This is a genomic window from Lysobacter sp. OAE881, assembly GCF_040546665.1.
Classification (GTDB): Bacteria; Pseudomonadota; Gammaproteobacteria; order Xanthomonadales; family Xanthomonadaceae; genus Lysobacter_J; species Lysobacter_J soli.
Genome location: NZ_JBEPOG010000001.1, coordinates 2,197,523 through 2,215,697, shown reverse-complemented (window position 1 = coordinate 2,215,697; position 18,175 = coordinate 2,197,523). Strand labels below are relative to the sequence as shown.

The following is an 18,175-nucleotide window of genomic DNA, read 5'->3' as shown; positions in this document are numbered from 1 at the left end:
CGATTATTGCACCCGGGCCGGGGGCGCTTTCACGCTGGGGCACGGTGCCGCCTCAAGCGACCTCTTCGGTCGTCACCGCCGTAGCCGCGGCAACACGTGCCGCGAGAACACATCGATGAACTCCGTCTGCCGCGTGCTGACGTTGTGCAGGTACAGCGCATCGAAGCCCATGTCGAGGTAGGTCTGCAGCCATTCCACGTGCTGGTCCGTACTGGCCGAAACGTGCACCGCCTTGGCGACCTGCTGCGGCGTGACCTGCTCCGCGAGCGCCTCGTACGCCTGGGGCGTGCCAACATCCTCCGACAGCGCCGGCTCGAGCACGTTCGTCGCCCACTGCTCGTGCGCCTCGCGCAGCGCGGCCTCGTCGTCCGCCGCGTACGACAGCTTCACCTGCAGGTAGACGGGTTTCCCTGCGCCGCCATGGTTGCGGAAGGCTTCGACGATCGGCCGGAGCTTCTCCAGCGGCTGACTCACCGTGATGAGCCCGTCGGCCCATTGCGCGCCCCACTTCGCCGTCTTCTCCGACAGCGCCGGCACGAACACGAGTGGCGGCTTCGCCGGACGGGTGAACAGACGGGCCTGGTCGACACGGAACGCGCCCTGGTGGTCGACGCACTCGCCGCGCCATAGCGCGCGCATCACCTCGACCGCTTCCAGCAGGCGTCGGTTCCGCTCCTCCTTGTCGGGCCACGGGCCGGCCATGCGTTCGTTCAATGCCTCGCCGCTGCCCGCCGCCAGCCAGAAACGTCCGGGGAACATCGCGTCGAGCGTGGCGGCCGCCTGCGCGATGACGGCCGGGTGATAGCGACCGACCGGTGCGTTCACCACGCCATACGAGCACGACGTCGTCGCCATCGCCGCGCCGAGCCACGTCCAAGCGTGGCCGCTCTGTCCCTGGCGGCGGCTCCACGGATGGAAATGATCCGAGCACATCACCGCGTCGAAACCGCTGGCCTCGGCGTGCGCGGCCAGACGCAGGAGCTCGCCGGGCGGGAACTGTTCGTGCGATGCGTGGAAGCCGATGCGGGTCATAGGGCGAGCGTACCGATCGCGCGTGAACATCGTGACGAGCCGGCGCGATGACGCCGTCTTTTCGACGCGCGTGCTAGATCGTCGCCATGGATACGAAGATCGGTCATACGACCTGGGCGATTGCCGAAGGCTACATACCGGGCTGGAGCAACGGGCCCAAGCCCGCACTGGAAAGCCACGAGACGTGCTGCATCCTGAACGCGTCTGACCGCGATGCGCACGTTCGCATCCACGTGTATTACGAGGATCGCGATCCCGTCGGCCCCTACACGCTGACGGTGAAGGCCGGTCGCACGCGGCACCTCCGCTTCAACGAGCTCGACGACCCCGAGCCCATCGCGAAGGAGACGCCGTTCGCGAGCGTGATCTCGTCCGACGTTCCCATCGTGGTACAGCACACGCGACTGGACTCGCGCCAGGCCGAGAACGCGCTGATGAGCACGATTGCCTTCGGGCAAGGCTGACCGCGTCGCTCGTCACGGATCCCGCGCCAACGTTGCGCTTGATCGGCGTTGCTGGACACCAGCGTCACGCAGGCGTCGGAAGAATCGGATCCATGGACGCATTTTCGATTGAGCGCAGCCTGATACGACTGCGCGTTCGAGAGCACGCTTCGTACATCAGCAAGGGCGATACGGTACTGGCGACCGGAGCTTCCGGTTTTATAGAAGGCGGAGAGGAAGGTCTTTTCGTCCGACAGACGCGGCTGCTCAGCCGCTACCGCTGCCAGCTCGGCCGACGACGTCCGCATCCGGTCACCAAGTCGAACGTGCGGCAGGACAGCTGGATGGGCTACTACATCGTGCCCGCGCCCGGCGAACCCGTCGGCGATGATGCGATCGCCGCGGCCGCGCAACAGGCCGTGGAGCTGCAGGTCTCGCGCTGGGTCGGCGATGGCATGCGCGAGCATTTCGTGCTGACCAACTTCACGCAGTCGCCGGCGCAGCTTCGGATGACGCTGGAGATCGACGCCGACTTCGCCGACATCGAGGAGACGCACGGGCCACGGCAACAGGAAGGAACGCGAAAGCGACACTGGAAACGAGACGGAAACGTCGCAGCTCTGACGTTCGATTACGTGGCCACGCGCGACGTCCGTCGTGAGGGCAAGCGCCATCACCTGCGTTTCGATGCGGGCATGACGCTGCGGATCGAGACGTCGTCCGGCTCGCCGAAACACCGCGCCGGGCGCGTCCAGTTCGACATCGACCTCGCGCCCGGCGCCAGCTGGCATGCCGACCTGGACTGGTGCGCGCGCTTCGGCGACGAGATCCTGCCGCTTCCGATCCGCGACAACGAGCTCGATGGCATCGAGTCCAGGCGGCGCGGCATGGAGTTCCTGCGCGAAGCGACTAAGGTCGAGGCGCTGGATCACGAAACGCTGGCCGGCGTGGTCGACAGCACGCTCAATCGCGCCCGCCATGACCTCGCGGCATTGCGCCTGCAACGCTTCGATCGCGGCCCGCGCGCGTGGACGGTCGCGGCGGGCCTGCCGATGTACGTCGCGCTGTTCGGCCGCGACACGCTGACCACCGCGCAACAGAGCGCGATGCTCGGGCCGGAGATCCTGCGCGGCACGCTTCCGGTGATGGCGGAGTGGCAAGGCACCAAGGACAACGCATGGCGCGACGAACAGCCGGGCCGCATCCTGCACGAAGCGCATCCCGGCCCGCTGTCGATGCTGCAGTACAAGCCCAAGGACCGCTATTACGGCACGCTCACCGCCCCTGCCCTGTTCTGCACGGCGCTGGGCCATCTGTGGCAATGGACGGGCGATCGCGACGCCGTCGAGCCGATGATCAAACCCGCGATGGCGGCGCTGGAGTGGCTCGACACGCATGCGTTCGACGAGAAGCTCGGATTTCATCTCGTCGCGACGCGATCGAAGGACGGCCTGAAGAACCAGACGTGGAAGGACTCGGACGAAGGCATCGTCGAAGAGGACGGACGCACGGCGGAACATCCGGTCGCGACGTGCGAGGAGCAAGGCATCATCCACGCGGCCCGGCACGCGATGGCGCAGATCCTGGAGTCCTTCGGACACGACGACGAGGCGAAGCGGCAACGCGCCGCGGCGCAAGCTTTGAAGGCTCGCTTCGATGCAACCTTCTGGATGGACGACATTGGCTCGTTCGCGATGGCGCTGGCGCGCGACGGCCATCTGGTCCGCTCCGTAGGTTCGAACGGCCTGCGCTGCGTGGGCTCGGGCATCGTCGAGGACGAGCGCATCCCGCGCCTGCTCGAACGCTCGTTCGCGCCCGATCTGTTCAGCGGTTGGGGCATCCGCACGCTGTCCAGCGATCATCCGGCCTACAACCCGTACGCGTATCACCGCGGCACGGTGTGGCCGGTCGAACACGGGCCGTTCGCGATGGGCTGCCAGCGCCACGGCGCGCACGATCGCGTGGAGCAGATCGCACGCGCGCAGTTCGAGATCGCCTCGGCGTTCGATCAGTACCGATTGCCCGAATGCTTCAGCGGACACGCGCGCGACAAGGCGCATCCGTTTCCGGCCACGTATCCGCAGTCGAATTCGCCGCAGGCATGGTCGGCCAGCACGGCGATCACCCTGACGCAGACGCTGCTGGGCATGCAGCCGTTCGCGCCGCTCGGGTTGCTCCTCCTGGATCCGCATCTGCCCACGTGGCTGCCGGAGCTGTCGGTGCGCGCCCTCCGTGTCGGCGCGGCAAGCGTCTCGCTGCGGTTCTGGCGCGACGCCGCGGGAACCACGCAGTTCGAGGTCCTCGAGATGGACGGAAAGCTCTCCGTCGTCCGGGCCGTCACCACGTGGCGCGATGTGTTCGCGCCGCTGGACGACGTGGCGTCGCGATTTACCTGACGCGACCACCTGACGCGCCGTCTACGCGGCGTGCACGCGGGTGGCTTCACCGCGGTTTGCCGGAGGGCGAGGTAAGACGCAACGACCGTTCACTGGAGAACCGGATGACCACCGCACGCACCATTCCCGTCTGGAAGAACGCTGACGACCTGTCGAAGTGGTTCGTCACCGACCTCGATTCGCACGCGCTGGATGTCGTAGTCGTAGGCGCCGGCATCGCGGGGCTCAGCGCGGCACTCTGCCTGCTGCGCGAAGGCCGCAAGGTCGTTGTCATCGACAAGGAAGGCATCGGTGCGGGTGAAACGCTGCGCACGTCGGCCCATCTGTCCAACGCGCTCGACGACCGCTATTACCGGCTGGTACGCCAGCACGGTGATGACGGCGCGCGACTGGCGGCGGCGAGTCACGCGGCGGCGATCGACTGGATCGAGGCGGTCGTCGAGGCCAGCGGCAAGGATTGCGGCTTCGCCCGCGTGCCGGGCTATCTGTTCGCACACGATCGCGATGCCTCGAACCTGGGGAAGGAAGTCGAGGCCGCCAACGCGGCGGGCCTCAGCGCAACGCTCCTGCAGGCAAGCGACGCCTTGCCCGCCTCGTTCGGCCCGGTGGTGCGTTTCGAGCGCCAGGCGGTCGTCGACGTCGGACGCTACATCCAGGTGCTTGCCGCGGAAGTCCGCGAGGCCGGCGGTCGTTTCCTGCGCGCGGAGATCGTCGACATCAAGGGCGGCTCGCCCTGCACCATTTCGCTGCGGAATGGCGAACTGAAGGCGAAGACGGTCGTGGCGGCGACGAACGTACCGGTGCATGAAACTGGCGCGACGTACATGAAGCAGGCGGCGTACCGTTCGTACGTCGTGTCGGGCGACGCGCCCGCGGACCTGCCCGATGCGCTGATCTGGGACGACGCCGACCCGTACCACTACATCCGCAAATACGTGGACGAAGACGGCGTGGCGAAGATCATCGTCGGCGGCGAGGACCACAAGACCGGTCAGGACGACGATCCGGAAGCCTATGTCCGACTGCAGGCGTGGACGCGCGAACACTTCCCCGGCGCCACGCACTTCACGCATGGCTGGTCGGGCCAGATCATCGAGCCGGTCGATGGCCTCGCCTTCATCGGCCGCGATCCCGATCACGAGAACGTCTACCTGGTGACCGGCGACTCGGGCAACGGCCTGACGCATGGCACGCTCGCGGCGCTGCTCATCGCCGACATCGCGCAGGGGCGCGACAACCCGTGGGAAGCGCTCTACGACCCGTCGCGGAAGCCCGTGCGCAGCGCGGGCGAATGGATACGCGAGAACGCCAACGCCGCGCTCCAGTTCCGCGACTGGGTGCGGCCGGCCGACGTCGACGATCCGCAGCGGATTCCGCTGGGCACCGGCGCCGTGCTGCGTCGTGGCGCGCATCGCATCGCCTGCTATCGCAGCGGCGACGGCCGGCTGCATACGTACAACGCGCGCTGCCCGCACATGGGCTGCGTCGTGCGCTGGAGCGGCGAGGAGAAATCCTGGGATTGCCCATGCCACGGCTCGCGCTTCGACGGCGAGAGCGGCGCGATCCTCAACGGTCCGACCAGCGAGCCGCTCGCGCCGATGGAGCTCGATCCACGCTGACGCGCTACGGTCCTCCGCCATCGACGCAGATGGCGGAGGACGCAGCGCCCCCGATCAGCCGTCCTGTTTCGAACGGGGAATGACGGAGATGTTTCCGTCGTTCTCCACGGTCGCGTCCTTGATGTCTTCCATCCGGTCGATGCCCTGCGTGTGGCGGGCCGCCATCAGGATCTCCTCCTCGTCCACGCGCGACTTGTCCATGTTTTCCTTCAGCATCCTGCCATCGCGTACCAGCGGAAGCGGCATGCCTTCCAGCACGCGGCTCGCCCACGGCCAGTAGTGCTTCACCACCGACAGCGCGATGCTCATGCCCGTCAGCGTCATGATCAGCAGGATGGCGTTGGTGATCGAGTGGTCGCTGTCGACCATGGCCTCGTTGGTCACTTCCGAGATGATGAGCAGCAGGATCAGCTCGAACGGCGACGTCTCCGCCAACGTGCGCTTTCCGGAAATGCGGAAGATCAGCCACAGGAAGATGTAGATCGTCATGCCGCGGATCACGGATTCCATGATGGCCTCCTCATGGGTAGACGAACTGGTCGATCACCAGCGCGTGTTCGCCGGCGATCGATACTTCGCCGCGCATCCGGCCGAAGGTCGACGGCCGGTAACGCAGGTCGATGATCGCCGGCGACTCGCCATGCGCCACGTCGAAGACGAACTCGGTGTAGTCCGCGCCGCTGGCCTGGCTCAGCGGCTGGGGCACGATCGACTCGATCTCCATCCGCGACACGATCGAGCGATCGATGCGCAACCGCACTGCACCGTCTCGGCGAAGCGATGGGTGCACGTGGAAGCGCATCAGCGACGGAGCGCTCGAACGCAGCAGGTGGTCGTACTCGATCGTGACCGTCTGCCTGGAGCCGACCTGCGCCTCGCTGAGCACGCCACCGCCGAATGCGCCGAACAGCGCAGCAGCCAGCGTGAGCGCGATGACGAACCACGCGATCCGCTCGACGCGCCAGGCCTTGCGGTGATGGCGCATTACCTTGTCGAAATCCTCGTTCGTCCCTGTCATCGGCAGCGTCCCTGCCCGACTTACTGGGTCATCGACTTCACGGCGCCCTTGACGCCCGCCTTCGCCTTTTCGCCGGCGATCAGCGCGGCCGCGGCGTCGGACTGTTTCCATTCCTCGTAGTCCTCGTCGAGCTGGGCGCGCTCTTCCGCCGTGAACAGTTCGCGCGCCATCTTGAACATGGTCTTTTCTTCTTCCTTGGCGTGGTGGTCGATGAACTCGCCGAACACCTTGGTGCGACCGGCGAACTCGGGAGTGCCCGGATCTGCCGCGTGGACTTCCGGAATCACGGTGTTCTCCACCGCGTGGTGCTCGGTCAACGCCTCGGCGTAGGTCTGGATGCCGTCGCGGTCGGCGCGTTCCTTGAATGCGGGGTAGAACACCTTCTCCTCCCACTTCGCGTGCGGAAGCAGCGAGGCCTCGATCTTCTCGAGGAGCCCTTCGCGCTTCTTGACGCCGCGGTCGGTGGTTTCCTTGAGTTCGGCGAAGAGCTCGCGCAGTTCGTCGTGCTCGGCCTTGAGGGTCTTCAGGATGTCTCGTGCCATTGTTTGTCGCCTGCCGATGTGGTGGGTTCCTGCAACATCGCAATTCGCCGGTGGATGTCGCGTGGACGTTGTGATCGTCACGACTTCTCGACGACAACGCGCGATCGACGATCGCGATCGACGTTATGGATGAGCTTGGTGCGGCCGCATCGTCCACGTTGATCGAAGTCGCGGGGTTGTCGCGCGTGCAGCAGCGGCGCGTTCTCGCGCGTTCACCGCTCTCCCACCGCCCGTTTCGTAGCGTGTCGTGAACTCATTCAGGCAGGCATCGAAATGGACGACCGCAAGTTCGAGCGAAAGCTGTGGGACCACATCGAATCCGATCGCACCGTGATGCTCGGGCTCACCTCCGATCCCGCCGGCCATTCGCGCCCGATGACCGCGCTGCTCGACAAGCAGACGCCGGGCGAGATCTGGTTCTTCACCTCGACCGAGAACGAACTGGCCCAGCGGGCGGCCGCGCCCACGCCCGCGTTCTGCGCGTTCGCGTCCAAGGGCCACGAACTGTTCGCGACGATCGGCGGCACCGTGCAGACCATCCTCGACCGCGACGTGGTGGATCGCCTCTGGAACGCGTTCATCGCCGCGTGGTACGAAGGCGGCAAGGACGACCCCAAACTCATCCTGCTGCGCTTCACGCCGGCCGAAGCGGAGATCTGGCTGAACGAGCACAGCCTCGTGGCGGGCCTCAAGCTGCTGATGGGTCGCGATCCAAAACAGGATTACGACGACAAGGTGGCGAAGGTCGATCTCTGATCGCGGAGGCCGCCGATCTTGAGCCTGAAGCATTCCGACTGGCCCGAGCGCCTGTGGATCGTGCGGCATGGCCAGAGCGCCGGCAACGCCGCGCGCGATGACGCCGAAGCGCGCGGCCTGGGTCTGATCGACATCCAGACGCGCGACGCGGACACGCCGCTGTCGCAGCTGGGCCAGCAGCAGGCCGAGGCCCTCGCCCACTGGTTCTCGTCGCAGCCGCCGGAACTGCGGCCGACCTGCTACTACAGCTCGCCGTTCGTACGTTCGATGGATACCTGCCGCGCGATCGCGAACGCGCTCGGCAAGGATCCGGACGAGATCAGCATGGACGAGCGACTTCGCGAGAAGGAATTCGGCGTACTCGACCGCTACACCACGCGCGGCATCATCGAGACCTTCCCCGAACTTGCCGAACAGCGAAGGCGCGTGGGCAAGTTCTATTTCCGTCCGCCCGGCGGCGAGAGCTGGTGCGACGTCATCCTCCGCCTGCGCAGCGTCGTCGAGGTGCTGCGTCGCGACCACGTCGGCGATCGCGTCATCATCGTCGCGCACCAGGTGATCGTGAACTGCTTCCGTTACCTGCTCGAATGCATGGACGAGCAGACCATCCTCGCGATCGACGCGAAGGCCGACGTACCCAACTGCGGCGTCACCGAATATGCGCTCAGCGGTGCGGGCGACGAGGCGCGCTTCTGCCTGCAGCGCGCCAATTTCGTCGCGCCCGAGCTGGTGGAGGAAGCCGCCGTCACGCGTGCGCCCGACCGTCCGGTGGGGCCGAAGTGACCAACAAGCCCGAATTCCCGCTGCCGCCGGTGGACGAAACGGCCGGGAAGGAAGGCCGTGGCCGCGTTCTGGTCATCGGCGGCTCCGCGGAGATTCCCGGCGCCGTGCTGCTCGCCGGCATGGCCGCGTTGCGCGTGGGCGCGGGAAAGCTGCAGTTCGCGACGGTGGCGTCGGTCGCGCGGCAGCTCGGCATCGCGATGCCGGAAGCACGGGTGATCTCGCTGGAAGAAACGGCGAACGGCGACATTGCGATCGCGAGCGACGCGTTGCTCGAAGCGGCGCGGCGAGCGGATGCCTTGATCGTGGGGCCGGGTTGCGACCCTACTCCGCAGTGGCTGGAGATCGTCGGCGCGCTGGCGCGCGAATCCCGCGGAACGCTCGTGCTCGACGCCGGCGCGCTGAGCGCGGTGGAAGCGATCGAAGGGGCGACCGCGCGATGCATCGTGACCCCGCACGCCGGCGAAATGGCCTCCGTCACCGGCCTGCCGATCGAGGAAATCGAGAAGGAACCGGCGCAGGTCGCCCAACGCTACAGCGCTCAGACCGGATGCATCGTCGTGCTGAAGGGCGCGACCACGCATGTCAGCGCGAATGGAAAAAGCGCCTGGGTGCACACCGGCGGCAGCATCGCGCTGGGGACGTCGGGTTCGGGCGATGTGCTTGCGGGCATCATCGGCGGACTGGCGGCCCGCGGCGCCGATCCGCTCGTCGCCGCGCAGTGGGGCGTGTACCTGCACGGACTCGCAGGACGCCGGTTCGAACGTGACGTCGCCGATGTCGGACTGCTCGCGCGCGATCTGCCGGCGATGCTCCCCGCCCTGCTCCGGGAGCATGCCGGCCAGTAGCGATTGCGATTACAGGGTCGCGGCGCCGCCCGACACCGTCAGCAGCGCGCCCGACGTATAGCTCGACGTGTCCGCCGCGAGCATGACGTAGGCCGACGCCAGTTCGACGGGTTGGCCGGGACGCTTGAACGGAGTCTGTTCGCCGAACGTTTCGACTTCTTCCGGCGCCATGCCGGCGGGAATGAACGGCGTCCAGATCGGTCCGGGCAGCACGGCGTTCACGCGGATCTTCTTCTCGGCGAGCAGTCCCGCCAGGCCGACGGTCATGTTCGCGATGGCGCCCTTGGTCGCGGCGTACGGCAGGATGTTCGGCGACGGCTTCTTCGACTGCACCGACGCGGTGTTGATCACGGAAGCGCCTTCCTGCATATGCGGCAGCGCGAGGCGGACGAGGTTGAATGGCGCGTGCACGTTGGTGTTGAAGTGCTTCGTCCACTCATCCAGCGTGATCTCCTCCATCGACTCGTAATACTTCTGGTACGCCGCGTTGTTCACGAGCACGTCGATCCGACCGAAGCGCTCGGCGACCGACTCGACGGTCTTCGCCGCGAGCTCCGGATCGCTGATGTCGCAGGCTAGCGCGACGCCGTCCACGCCCGCCTTCTTCACGAGTTCAAGAATGCGCTGGGCGTCCTTCTCTTCGGTCGGAAGATGCACGATCGCCACGTCCGCGCCTTCGCGCGCGAATGCGATCGCCACGGCGGCACCGATGCCGCTGTCGCCGCCGGTGATCAGCGCCTTCTTGCCGGCAAGCAGTCCGTGGCCGACATAGCTGTCCTCGCCATGATCGGGGCGCGGATCCATCTTGTCGGTCTTGCCGGGGAAGGACTGTTGCTGGGGTTTGAACGGAGGACGCGGATAATCGGGTACGGTCATGGGTCTGGTTCGTGTTGATGGGTCACCCGACTATTCCGGTTCGCGCGTAAGCCGACGAGAAGGAAGCAGGCCCTGTCGGACACGTGGCCTTTACGCGCAACCACCACGCGGGAGCGACAAGCGCAATGCCTCATGCAAACGCGATCGTGGTCATCGGCGTGGCCGGCAGCGGAAAGAGCACGGTCGCGCTCGGGCTCGCCCGCCATTACGGGTACGTGTTCCTCGACGCGGACGATTTCCACGCCGACGACGCGAAGGCGCAGATGGCCGCGGGCGTGCCGTTGATGGACGCGCAGCGCGAGCCGTGGGTCGCCGAGCTTGGGCGGCAGCTGCGCGCGCTCGCATCGCGCGGATCGTCGAGCGTGCTGGCGTTTTCCGGGCTGCGCGCGACCCATCGCCAACGCCTGCGCGACTGCGGCGTGCCGATGCGCTTCGTCTATCTGGATGCGCCGCCTGCCACGGTCGCCGGGCGGCTCGAAAGCCGGCTCGGCCACTTCATGCCCGCTGCCCTGCTCGCCAGCCAGTACGAAGCGTTGGAAGAGCCCGTCGGCGAGGCGGACGTCATCCGCGTCGAAGTCGGCGGAACGCCCGCGCAGGTGCTGGAACGCGCGATCGCATCGCTCGACGCGTCGCCCCCGCCCTGACCTACGCGCCGCCGCGTTCGGAAAGCAGCGTGGCCACGCGCCGCAGCAGGCCGGCGATGTCGACCGGCTTGCTGACGTGCGCATCGAACCCGGCTTCGCGACTGCGCTCCACATCGGTATCGCGCGCGTAGGCGGTCACCGCGATGGCGGGCGCGTCCCGGTTCGGGCCTTCGGTGCGACGCAAGGTCTGCATCAGCGAGAACCCGTCCATGAACGGCAGGCCGACGTCGGACACGATCAGGTCGAAGCGCCGCTCGCCGAGCAGGTTCAGCGCGAGCTCGGCCGACCCCACGTCGCGGACCGTCGCGCCGTGCTCCTCGAACGCGAGCTTCATGAGCCGGCGGGTTTCGACCTCATCCTCGATGACCAGGATGTCGCGCGCCGACAGTGCAGCCGGGCTGGCCGTCGCCTGTTCGTCGGCATGCGCGTGCGTGAGCGGAATGCGCACGTCGAAGCGCGCGCCCTGCCCGAGGCCGGGACTCCAGGCGGTCACCGTGCCGCCGTGGAGCAGCACCAGTTCGCGCACGATCGACAGCCCCAGGCCCAGTCCGCCCGCGCTGGACGGTCGCGAATGCGCGGCCTGGCGGAACCGTTCGAACAGCAGCGTCGCATCGTCCGGATCGAAGCCGACGCCGTCGTCGTGCACCGACAGCACGGCGTGACCGTCTTCGTCGGCAAGGGTGACTTTCACCACGCCGCCCGGTTCGGAGAACTTGATCGCGTTGGACAGCAGGTTCCACGCGATCTGGTGCAGGCGCGGGGCGTCGCCGAGCACCGCGTACGGGATGTCGATGTCCGTCTCGATGGCGATCTGGCGCTGCGCCGCCATCTCGTCGACCGACGCCACCACGTCGCGCAACACCGCGGCGAGATCCGTCGGCGTCGTGGTGACCGTCAGCTTGCCGGAACTGGCACGCGCGACGTCCAGCAGGTCGCCGAGCAGGCGCGCCTGCAGGTGCGCGCTGCGCTCGATCGCCGTGAGGCCCTGGTCCAGGTGCACGCGCGCATCGGGGCGCTGCAGCATCGAGGACCACATCGAGATCGTGTTCAGCGGATTGCGCAGCTCGTGCGAGACCAGCGCGAGGAAGGCGTCCTTGGTCTGATATGCGGTCTCGGCCTCGGAGCGTGCCGCGCGCTCGCGTGCGAGCAGGCTCTCGCGTTCCAGGCCCAGGGTGTGCTCGACCGTGCGGTCGGCCAGCACCACGACGACGCTTTCCTCGTCCACCAGGCCCACGCGCCATTCCATGAACGCCGTGGGACGTCCCGGTCGTTCCAGCGTCGCGGTGCCGCGCAGCGGTCCGCTGCCGCCGCGCACGGCGTGGAAGGAGGCCGACAGGAATTCCGGCAGCGCTCGCTGCTCGACCGAGAGCGAACCGGCGTAGTCGCGGAACGCGTCGTTGCCGAGCGTCAGTTCGCCCGCGGCGTTGAACACCGCGATGGCGACCGGCGCGCTATCGATGACCGAGGCCAGCTGGGCACGCAGGCTCATCTGCGCCCGTTCGGCCTTGCGTGCGCGCACGAGCGCGTTGATCGTCGCCACCAGCACGCCGGCACCCACCGGGTGCGTCAGGTAGGCGTCGCCGCCGGCCTCCAGGCCGACGACCTTGTCGGAGTCCTGCATGTGCTGCGCGCTGAGGTGCAGCACCGGCAGCGACTGCGTGGCCGGATCGGCACGCAGCCGGCGGCACACTTCGAACCCATCCAGGTCGGGCAGGTTCACGTCGAGCACGACCGCATCGCAGCCCGATGCGAGCCGCAGCGCTTCCTCGCCGGTGACCGCCTCGATCACCTCCATTCCATTGGCGGTGAGCATGCGTCGCGTCGCGTATCGCGTCGCGTTGGTGTCGTCGACGAGCAGTACCGGGCGATCCAGCAGGTGCGCGTTCGCCATCATTCGGCGGGCTCCGCCAGTTCCTCCACAGGCCCCTTGACCGGCAGGACGACCGAGAACACCGAGCCCTCGCCGAGGCGGCTTTCCACTTCGACCCGGCCGCCGAGCAGTTCGGCGAACCGCTTGCAGACCGACAACCCGAGCCCGGTCCCGCGCCAGGCGGGCGTCCTCAGCGAACGCACCTGGGAAAACTCGACGAAGAGGTTGGGAAGGTCATGCTCGGCGATCCCGGGTCCGGTGTCGGCGACGGAGAGACGGACGTGATTGTCGGGTTCGGAGCGTGCCGAAATGGTGATGGTTCCCGCCTCGGTGAACTTCAGCGCATTCGATATGAAATTGCGCAGGATCTGCGCGACCTTCTGGTTATCGGAGAACAGCGCCGGCACGCCCTCGGGTTCCTCGAACACCACCTCCACGGCGGCGGAGGTCGCGATCGGCTTGAACATGCCGCGCAGCGCCGCGAACAGGTCGATCAGCTCGAACCAGTCCGGCGAGATCGTGATGCGTCCGGCCTCGACCTTCGCGAGGTCCAGCAGGTCGTCGACCATCCCGCTCATCTCGGCCGAGCAGGACTGGATGAAGGCGACCTGGCGCTCCTGCTCCTCCGACAGCGGGCCGTCGAAGCGCTCCAGCAGCAGGCGCGCCATGCTCTGGATCGACACCAGCGGCGTGCGGAATTCGTGGCTCATGTAGGAAAGGAACCGGCTCTTCAGGTCCGAGACCTGCCGCAGTTCCTCGGCCTTGTCGTCGAGTTCGGCGTATAGCGCCAGCACGCCCTGGTTCGTCTCGGCCAGCTCCTCGCGCAGCATGGCGATCTCGCGCTGAGCGTTGGCCAGTTCCTCTTCGGTTCCGCCCATGGTCAACTCCGGATGGCGACGACCGTGGCGTCGTCGCGGTGTCGATTGCAGTCGCGGAACAACACGCCGCAGACGACCTGCGGGTGCCGGATGCGAAGGCCGGGGTAACGATCCAGCGACCAGCGCCCGCTCAGGCCGTCAGTGTGCACGACGACCAGTCCCCGCGGTTCCACCGCGACCTGCTGCTGCTTCACCGCAGGGAACGCGCCGCCGACGGTGCCGTTCTGTCCGGGCAGCACCTGCGCCTGCTCGCGCCGCTGCACCACGCAATGCAGGTTGCCGACCGACGCGTACTCGAGCGCGGCCTGTGCGGTGCGACAACGCAATGCCGCCGCAGCGCTGCCGCGCGTTCCGCGACTGAGGTCGTTCGCCCGCTGCAGCTGCAGCGAAGGCGAGGTGTCGATGTCGGCGATCGGTCCGACGAACGCCGAGGCCTCGTGCGCCTGCGGGCCGTGGCCGAGGCCGTCCGCCATCACCAGCGTCCAGCCGCCCTCGTCCGCGCGCAGCGCCCACTGATCGCCGCTGACCGATTCGCCGCGGATCGCAACGGCCAGCGAGCCGTATTCCAGCCCCGCCGGGACGACGCCCACGCGCGCGAACACGACGCTGCCCGAAGGATCGGTATACGCGTCGAACGCCGCCGACAGCCGACGCACCGCGCCCAGGCCGGTGCCGTGGGTGTGGCTGGTCGAGAACCCGTCGACGAAGCATTGCTGCAGGTCCATGCCGGGGCCGTGATCGACCGACACCAGGTCGATTGTCTGCGCAGACGCCGCCTTGACGAACAACACGCCGCGGCGCGCGTGCTTGTGCAGGTTCGTCGCCAGTTCGACCGCCACGATCAGCGCCTTGCCGGTCAGCTCGTCGGCGACGCCGGCGTCGGCGCACGCGAGCGCCACCTGCCGGCGCGCGGCCCCGACCTGCGTGGCGTCGTCGATTTCCGTGTGACGCCAGAGGCCGCCGTCGCGGATCATTTCCATCGGCTGATGGTGACGCGCGTGCCGGCTCCGGGTCGGGTATCGATGTTGAATTCCTGGACCAGGCGCTTGGCGCCGGACAGGCCGAGCCCGAGCCCGTTTCCGGAGGTCCAGCGATCGGTCAGCGCGAGGTCGAGGTCGGGGATGCCCGGGCCTTCGTCGGCGAAGGTGAGCGTCAGGGTGCGGCGGGCGGCCTGCGCACCGTGCGACCACTGCATCTCGCCGCCACCGCCGTAGATCAGCGTGTTGCGCGCGAGCTCGCTCGCGGCGGTGACCATCTTGGTCTGGTCCACCAGCGAGAAGCCGAGCTCCACGCACCATTTCCGCACGGCCTGGCGCGCGGACACGATGTCCTGTTCGCTGCGGAGCGGCATCGTTCCGGACGTCACCGGATCAGTCCTCCCGCCGCGACTGCATCAGCAACGCCATGCCCTTCTCGACATTGAGCGCGGTGCGCACGCCCGGCATCGCCACGCCCAGCTCGACCAGCGTGATCGCCACCGCCGGGCGCATGCCGACCACGACGGTCTCGGCATCCAGCACACGGGCCATCGATGAGGTGTCGGCGATGAGGCGCCCGATGAAGGAATCCACCATCTCCAGCGCGGAGATGTCGATCACCACGCCCTTGGCGTTGATGCGTTCGATCTCGTTGGTGAGGTCGTTCTGCAACTGCATGGCGACCTGGTCGTGGAGATCGACCTGGATCGTCACGAGCAGCAGGTCCCCCATGCGGAGGATCGGGATCCGCTCCATGTCAGGCGGCCTCGCCGCCCGACACGACGCGCACGCCGGTGCGCTTCAGTGCCAGCGCGAGCGCGTCGGCGAGGTTCGCCTTGGTGGTCACCTCGCCCAGGTCCACGCCCAGGTGGACGATGGTCTGCGCGATCTGCGGGCGAACGCCGCTGATGATGCAGTCCGCGCCCATCAGCCGGATCGCGGTGACCGTCTTGATGAGGTGCTGCGCGACCAGCGTGTCCACGGTCGGCACGCCGGTGATGTCGATGATCGCGATGGCCGCTTCGGTCTCCGCGATGCGCGTGAGCAGCGTCTCCATCATGATCTGCGTGCGGTTGCTGTCCAGCGTGCCGATGATCGGCAGCGCCAGGACGTCCTTCCACAGCTTCACCACGGGCGTGGACAGTTCGAGCAGCTCGTGTTGCTGGCGCTCGATAACGGCCTCGCGCATGCGCTGGAACGCGCTCACCGCGCGCAGGCCGAGGCGGTCGACCAGCTCGGTCGCGTCCCACGACAGCTGCGCCATGGCCTGTGCATCACCCGCCGTGCGGGCCTGGATGCGCTCGAACAACGGACGCTTCAGGGTGAAGACGAACGTCGCCGTCTCTTCCGAATTGAAGCCCTGCTCCACGCGATCGCGTGCGAACTCGTCGAAGAAGCGGTCCAGGATCGTGAAGTCCACGGTAGCGACGGTGTTGTCGCCGGACGACTGGAGCGCCTGCACCAGCAGGCCGCTCATCTCGTCGGCACGCTTCATCAGGTCGGCCTGGCTGACCCGGCCGGCAAGGTTGCCGGAGACCCGCTGCAACTCCTGGATCCAGCCCGACCGGATCGCGTCCTTCTCGGTCAGAAACAGCTCGTGCAGGTTCATCCGGTACCCCCTGGGAAATGGACGCAGACCTTATCACACGGCGAATACGTCCCATTGACGCGACGTTCGCGGGAGATCTGGTCCCGATGCCCCCCCCCCTTTCCGGTCTCAGGCGATCCGCAAACGTAAGCGCCTACCTGGACGCTGCGGAGAAATGCAGGGCGCGAAGCTCCATGTCGGGAACCAGCGCCTCGATGACGAGCGTGTTGCGACCTGCAAGCAGCGGAATGTCGGCCGGTTCGCCGACGCGGAGATCGACCGGCGTCGTGCTGTTGACACGGAGCCTCAAGGTGCCGCGACCGTCGAGATGCAGCGCGTACGTGCCGGCGCGATCGACCGCGATCGAGTACTGCATCCATTCGCCGGGCTGCATGTCGACGACGCGCCAGCCGCTCGCGTCGCGTGCGAGGTCGACGCCATCGTTGCGATAGCCCTTGGCGGGATTCCAGTCGACGCGCGGCCTTCCGCTCTCGTTCGCGGAATTCGTGTCGTGGTACGCGACTCCGTCACGTCCCATGTCGAAATCCACGGCGGCCACGATGCCGCCGTCGTGGGCGATGCGATGGTCGCGGAAGGGGACCGCACGGTCCTCATGCGGCGCACGCAGCCAGGCATCGACGACATCGGGGTGGACAAGGTTGTGTTCGAAGCGGATGTCGCGCGTGGCCAGCGTCATGAGCGCGTGCTCCGCCTCGTCGGCTGTCGGCCGCTTGCCATTGCCGGCCCAGTACGCCAGCAGTTGCGCGTATCCCGCATTGGGCTCGATCTGCAGCGGATTGTTGTAGCGGATCTTCTTCAGCGGCCAGGCGGCCCAGCCGATGCCCTCGCCTTCCGCGAGCGCCACCGTTCGCGCGTACCAGTCGTTCGAGTTCTCGCCGGTTTCGCCCAGGTACAGCGGCAACTTCCAGCGATCGCGCAGCGCCAGCAGCTCTGCGATGCTGTCGCGCCCCGTGCCGTTCCAGTATTTGTGGAAGCTGACGACGAGGTTGTCGTCCCACGGACCCGCGTCGAGCACGCCGCGGTAGTTGTTGCCCCAGCAGTTGCCTTCGATGATGACGATGTGGCGCGTGTCGACTTCGCGGATCGCGCGCGTGGTCCGCTCCAGCAGTTCGCGCAGCGGAGCGTTGCCGGATTCCTTGCAGCCGTTGCGGTCGGCCGCGTCATGGAAGCCCCAGTTCGGCTCGTTGAGGATGTCGTACGCGGCGACAGCCGGTTCGTCCTTGTAACGTTCGGCCAGGCGACGCCACAGCGCGACCATCTTGTCGCGGTTCGCGGCGTCGTCCCACAGCGAGGGCGCAGCGGGATCGCGATCGGCGATGTTGACGTCGTTGCCCTGCCCGCCCGGCGCGGCGTGCAGATCGAGCACGACGGTCATGCCGTTGGCCTTCAGCCACGACAGCAGTTCGTCGGTGCGGCGGAAGCCTTCCTCGCGCCACGTCTGCTGCCCCGGCATTGGTTCTTCCGACACGGGCGCGGTGTACAGCGCGTAATGCATCGGCAGGCGCACGTGGTTGAAGCCCCACGCGGCCAGCGCATCGATGTCGGCCTTGTTGACGTGGTTGTCGCGCCAGGCCTGGTAGAACGCCTCGGCCTTCGCTTCGCCGATGAGATCAACGATGCGCGCGCGGATCGAACGCTGCGTGCCCGCGCCGGGCATCTCCAGCATGTAGCCTTCCTGCAGCATCCAGCCACCGAGGCCGACGCCACGCAGGATCACCGGTTCACCGCGCTCGTCGACGATGCGCGTGCCGTCGGCGCGAAGGAAACCGCCCGCCATCGACGGCGTCGTCGCGAACGCGCTGAAGGCCGCCAGCAACCACACCGCAACGCGCGCGACACGACGGCGACGGATCGGGACGGCGCCGGCCTTCCGCAACGCGCCCATGC

Annotated in this window: 19 protein-coding genes; 7 read left to right on the top strand and 12 right to left on the bottom strand. The window is 67.5% G+C overall.

The window, feature by feature from the left end; genetic code table 11:
- Positions 1-72: 72 nt before the first annotated feature.
- Positions 73-1,032: a TIGR03885 family FMN-dependent LLM class oxidoreductase gene (locus ABIE51_RS10270; protein WP_192630638.1), complete on the bottom strand. Its 960-nt coding sequence runs from the start codon at positions 1,030-1,032 to the stop codon at positions 73-75.
- An 86-nt stretch (positions 1,033-1,118) separates the two neighbouring features.
- On the opposite strand from ABIE51_RS10270, the gene ABIE51_RS10265 reads away from it, so the two are divergent.
- The 3 genes from ABIE51_RS10265 (at position 1,119) to ABIE51_RS10255 (ending at position 5,490) form a co-directional block, all read left to right on the top strand.
- Positions 1,119-1,496 (top strand): sensory rhodopsin transducer, encoded by a 378-nt coding sequence (locus ABIE51_RS10265; RefSeq protein ID WP_192630637.1) that lies wholly within the window; start codon positions 1,119-1,121, stop codon positions 1,494-1,496.
- Positions 1,497-1,588: 92 nt separating this feature from the next.
- Positions 1,589-3,871 (top strand): amylo-alpha-1,6-glucosidase, encoded by a 2,283-nt coding sequence (locus ABIE51_RS10260; RefSeq protein WP_192630636.1) that lies wholly within the window; start codon positions 1,589-1,591, stop codon positions 3,869-3,871.
- Positions 3,872-3,975: 104 nt separating this feature from the next.
- A complete protein-coding gene (locus ABIE51_RS10255; RefSeq protein WP_192630635.1) occupies positions 3,976-5,490 on the top strand; it encodes an FAD-dependent oxidoreductase in 1,515 nt (504 codons plus the stop codon).
- A gap of 54 nt (positions 5,491-5,544) precedes the next feature.
- On the opposite strand, the gene ABIE51_RS10250 is transcribed toward ABIE51_RS10255, so the two are convergent.
- The 3 genes from ABIE51_RS10250 to ABIE51_RS10240 are packed head-to-tail and all read right to left on the bottom strand — an operon-like array spanning position 5,545 to position 7,050.
- Entirely contained in the window at positions 5,545-6,000 is a 456-nt protein-coding gene (locus ABIE51_RS10250; RefSeq protein ID WP_192630634.1) for a DUF421 domain-containing protein, read from the bottom strand.
- A 10-nt stretch (positions 6,001-6,010) separates the two neighbouring features.
- Entirely contained in the window at positions 6,011-6,508 is a 498-nt protein-coding gene (locus ABIE51_RS10245) for a hypothetical protein (RefSeq protein WP_192630633.1), read from the bottom strand.
- 20 nt (positions 6,509-6,528) lie between these two features.
- A complete protein-coding gene (locus ABIE51_RS10240; RefSeq protein ID WP_192630632.1) occupies positions 6,529-7,050 on the bottom strand; it encodes a hemerythrin domain-containing protein in 522 nt (173 codons plus the stop codon).
- Between the two features lie 273 nt (positions 7,051-7,323).
- Between ABIE51_RS10240 and ABIE51_RS10235 the strand changes: the two genes are divergently transcribed.
- Genes ABIE51_RS10235 through ABIE51_RS10225 form a run of 3 tightly spaced genes read left to right on the top strand, consistent with a single transcriptional unit; the run spans position 7,324 to position 9,434 of the window.
- Positions 7,324-7,806 carry a pyridoxamine 5'-phosphate oxidase family protein gene (locus ABIE51_RS10235; protein WP_192630631.1) on the top strand — a complete coding sequence of 161 codons (483 nt, stop codon included), beginning with the start codon at positions 7,324-7,326 and terminating at the stop codon, positions 7,804-7,806.
- A gap of 18 nt (positions 7,807-7,824) precedes the next feature.
- On the top strand, positions 7,825-8,589 hold the full coding sequence (locus tag ABIE51_RS10230; RefSeq protein WP_502913283.1) for a histidine phosphatase family protein: 765 nt from the start codon (positions 7,825-7,827) through the stop codon (positions 8,587-8,589).
- Positions 8,586-9,434, top strand: a complete 849-nt coding sequence (locus ABIE51_RS10225) for an NAD(P)H-hydrate dehydratase (protein WP_192630630.1) — start codon at positions 8,586-8,588, stop codon at positions 9,432-9,434. Before ABIE51_RS10230 ends, ABIE51_RS10225 begins: the two co-directional genes overlap by 4 nt.
- A gap of 9 nt (positions 9,435-9,443) precedes the next feature.
- Here ABIE51_RS10225 and ABIE51_RS10220 read toward each other — a convergent pair whose 3' ends face one another.
- Positions 9,444-10,310 (bottom strand): SDR family oxidoreductase, encoded by an 867-nt coding sequence (locus tag ABIE51_RS10220; RefSeq protein ID WP_192630629.1) that lies wholly within the window; start codon positions 10,308-10,310, stop codon positions 9,444-9,446.
- 125 nt (positions 10,311-10,435) lie between these two features.
- Here ABIE51_RS10220 and ABIE51_RS10215 point away from each other — a divergent pair, with 125 nt between their 5' ends.
- Positions 10,436-10,954: a gluconokinase gene (locus ABIE51_RS10215; protein WP_192630628.1), complete on the top strand. Its 519-nt coding sequence runs from the start codon at positions 10,436-10,438 to the stop codon at positions 10,952-10,954.
- 1 nt (position 10,955) lies between these two features.
- Here ABIE51_RS10215 and ABIE51_RS10210 read toward each other — a convergent pair whose 3' ends face one another.
- The 7 genes from ABIE51_RS10210 to ABIE51_RS10180 form a co-directional block, all read right to left on the bottom strand.
- Positions 10,956-12,845 (bottom strand): hybrid sensor histidine kinase/response regulator, encoded by a 1,890-nt coding sequence (locus ABIE51_RS10210; RefSeq protein ID WP_192630627.1) that lies wholly within the window; start codon positions 12,843-12,845, stop codon positions 10,956-10,958.
- A complete protein-coding gene (locus ABIE51_RS10205) occupies positions 12,845-13,702 on the bottom strand; it encodes a sensor histidine kinase (RefSeq protein ID WP_192630626.1) in 858 nt (285 codons plus the stop codon). Before ABIE51_RS10205 ends, ABIE51_RS10210 begins: the two co-directional genes overlap by 1 nt.
- A 2-nt stretch (positions 13,703-13,704) precedes the next feature.
- Positions 13,705-14,682 (bottom strand): SpoIIE family protein phosphatase, encoded by a 978-nt coding sequence (locus ABIE51_RS10200; protein ID WP_192630625.1) that lies wholly within the window; start codon positions 14,680-14,682, stop codon positions 13,705-13,707.
- Positions 14,673-15,068, bottom strand: coding sequence for an anti-sigma regulatory factor (locus tag ABIE51_RS10195; RefSeq protein WP_181902772.1), 396 nt, complete (start codon positions 15,066-15,068; stop codon positions 14,673-14,675). The genes ABIE51_RS10200 and ABIE51_RS10195 overlap by 10 nt, the downstream gene beginning before the upstream one ends.
- 4 nt (positions 15,069-15,072) lie before the next feature.
- Complete coding sequence (locus tag ABIE51_RS10190) at positions 15,073-15,435, bottom strand: STAS domain-containing protein (protein ID WP_115842181.1); 363 nt, start codon at positions 15,433-15,435, stop codon at positions 15,073-15,075.
- A 1-nt stretch (position 15,436) separates the two neighbouring features.
- On the bottom strand, positions 15,437-16,288 hold the full coding sequence (locus ABIE51_RS10185) for an STAS domain-containing protein (protein WP_192630624.1): 852 nt from the start codon (positions 16,286-16,288) through the stop codon (positions 15,437-15,439).
- A 133-nt stretch (positions 16,289-16,421) separates the two neighbouring features.
- Positions 16,422-18,173: a cellulase family glycosylhydrolase gene (locus ABIE51_RS10180; protein WP_192630623.1), complete on the bottom strand. Its 1,752-nt coding sequence runs from the start codon at positions 18,171-18,173 to the stop codon at positions 16,422-16,424.
- Positions 18,174-18,175: the final 2 nt, after the last annotated feature.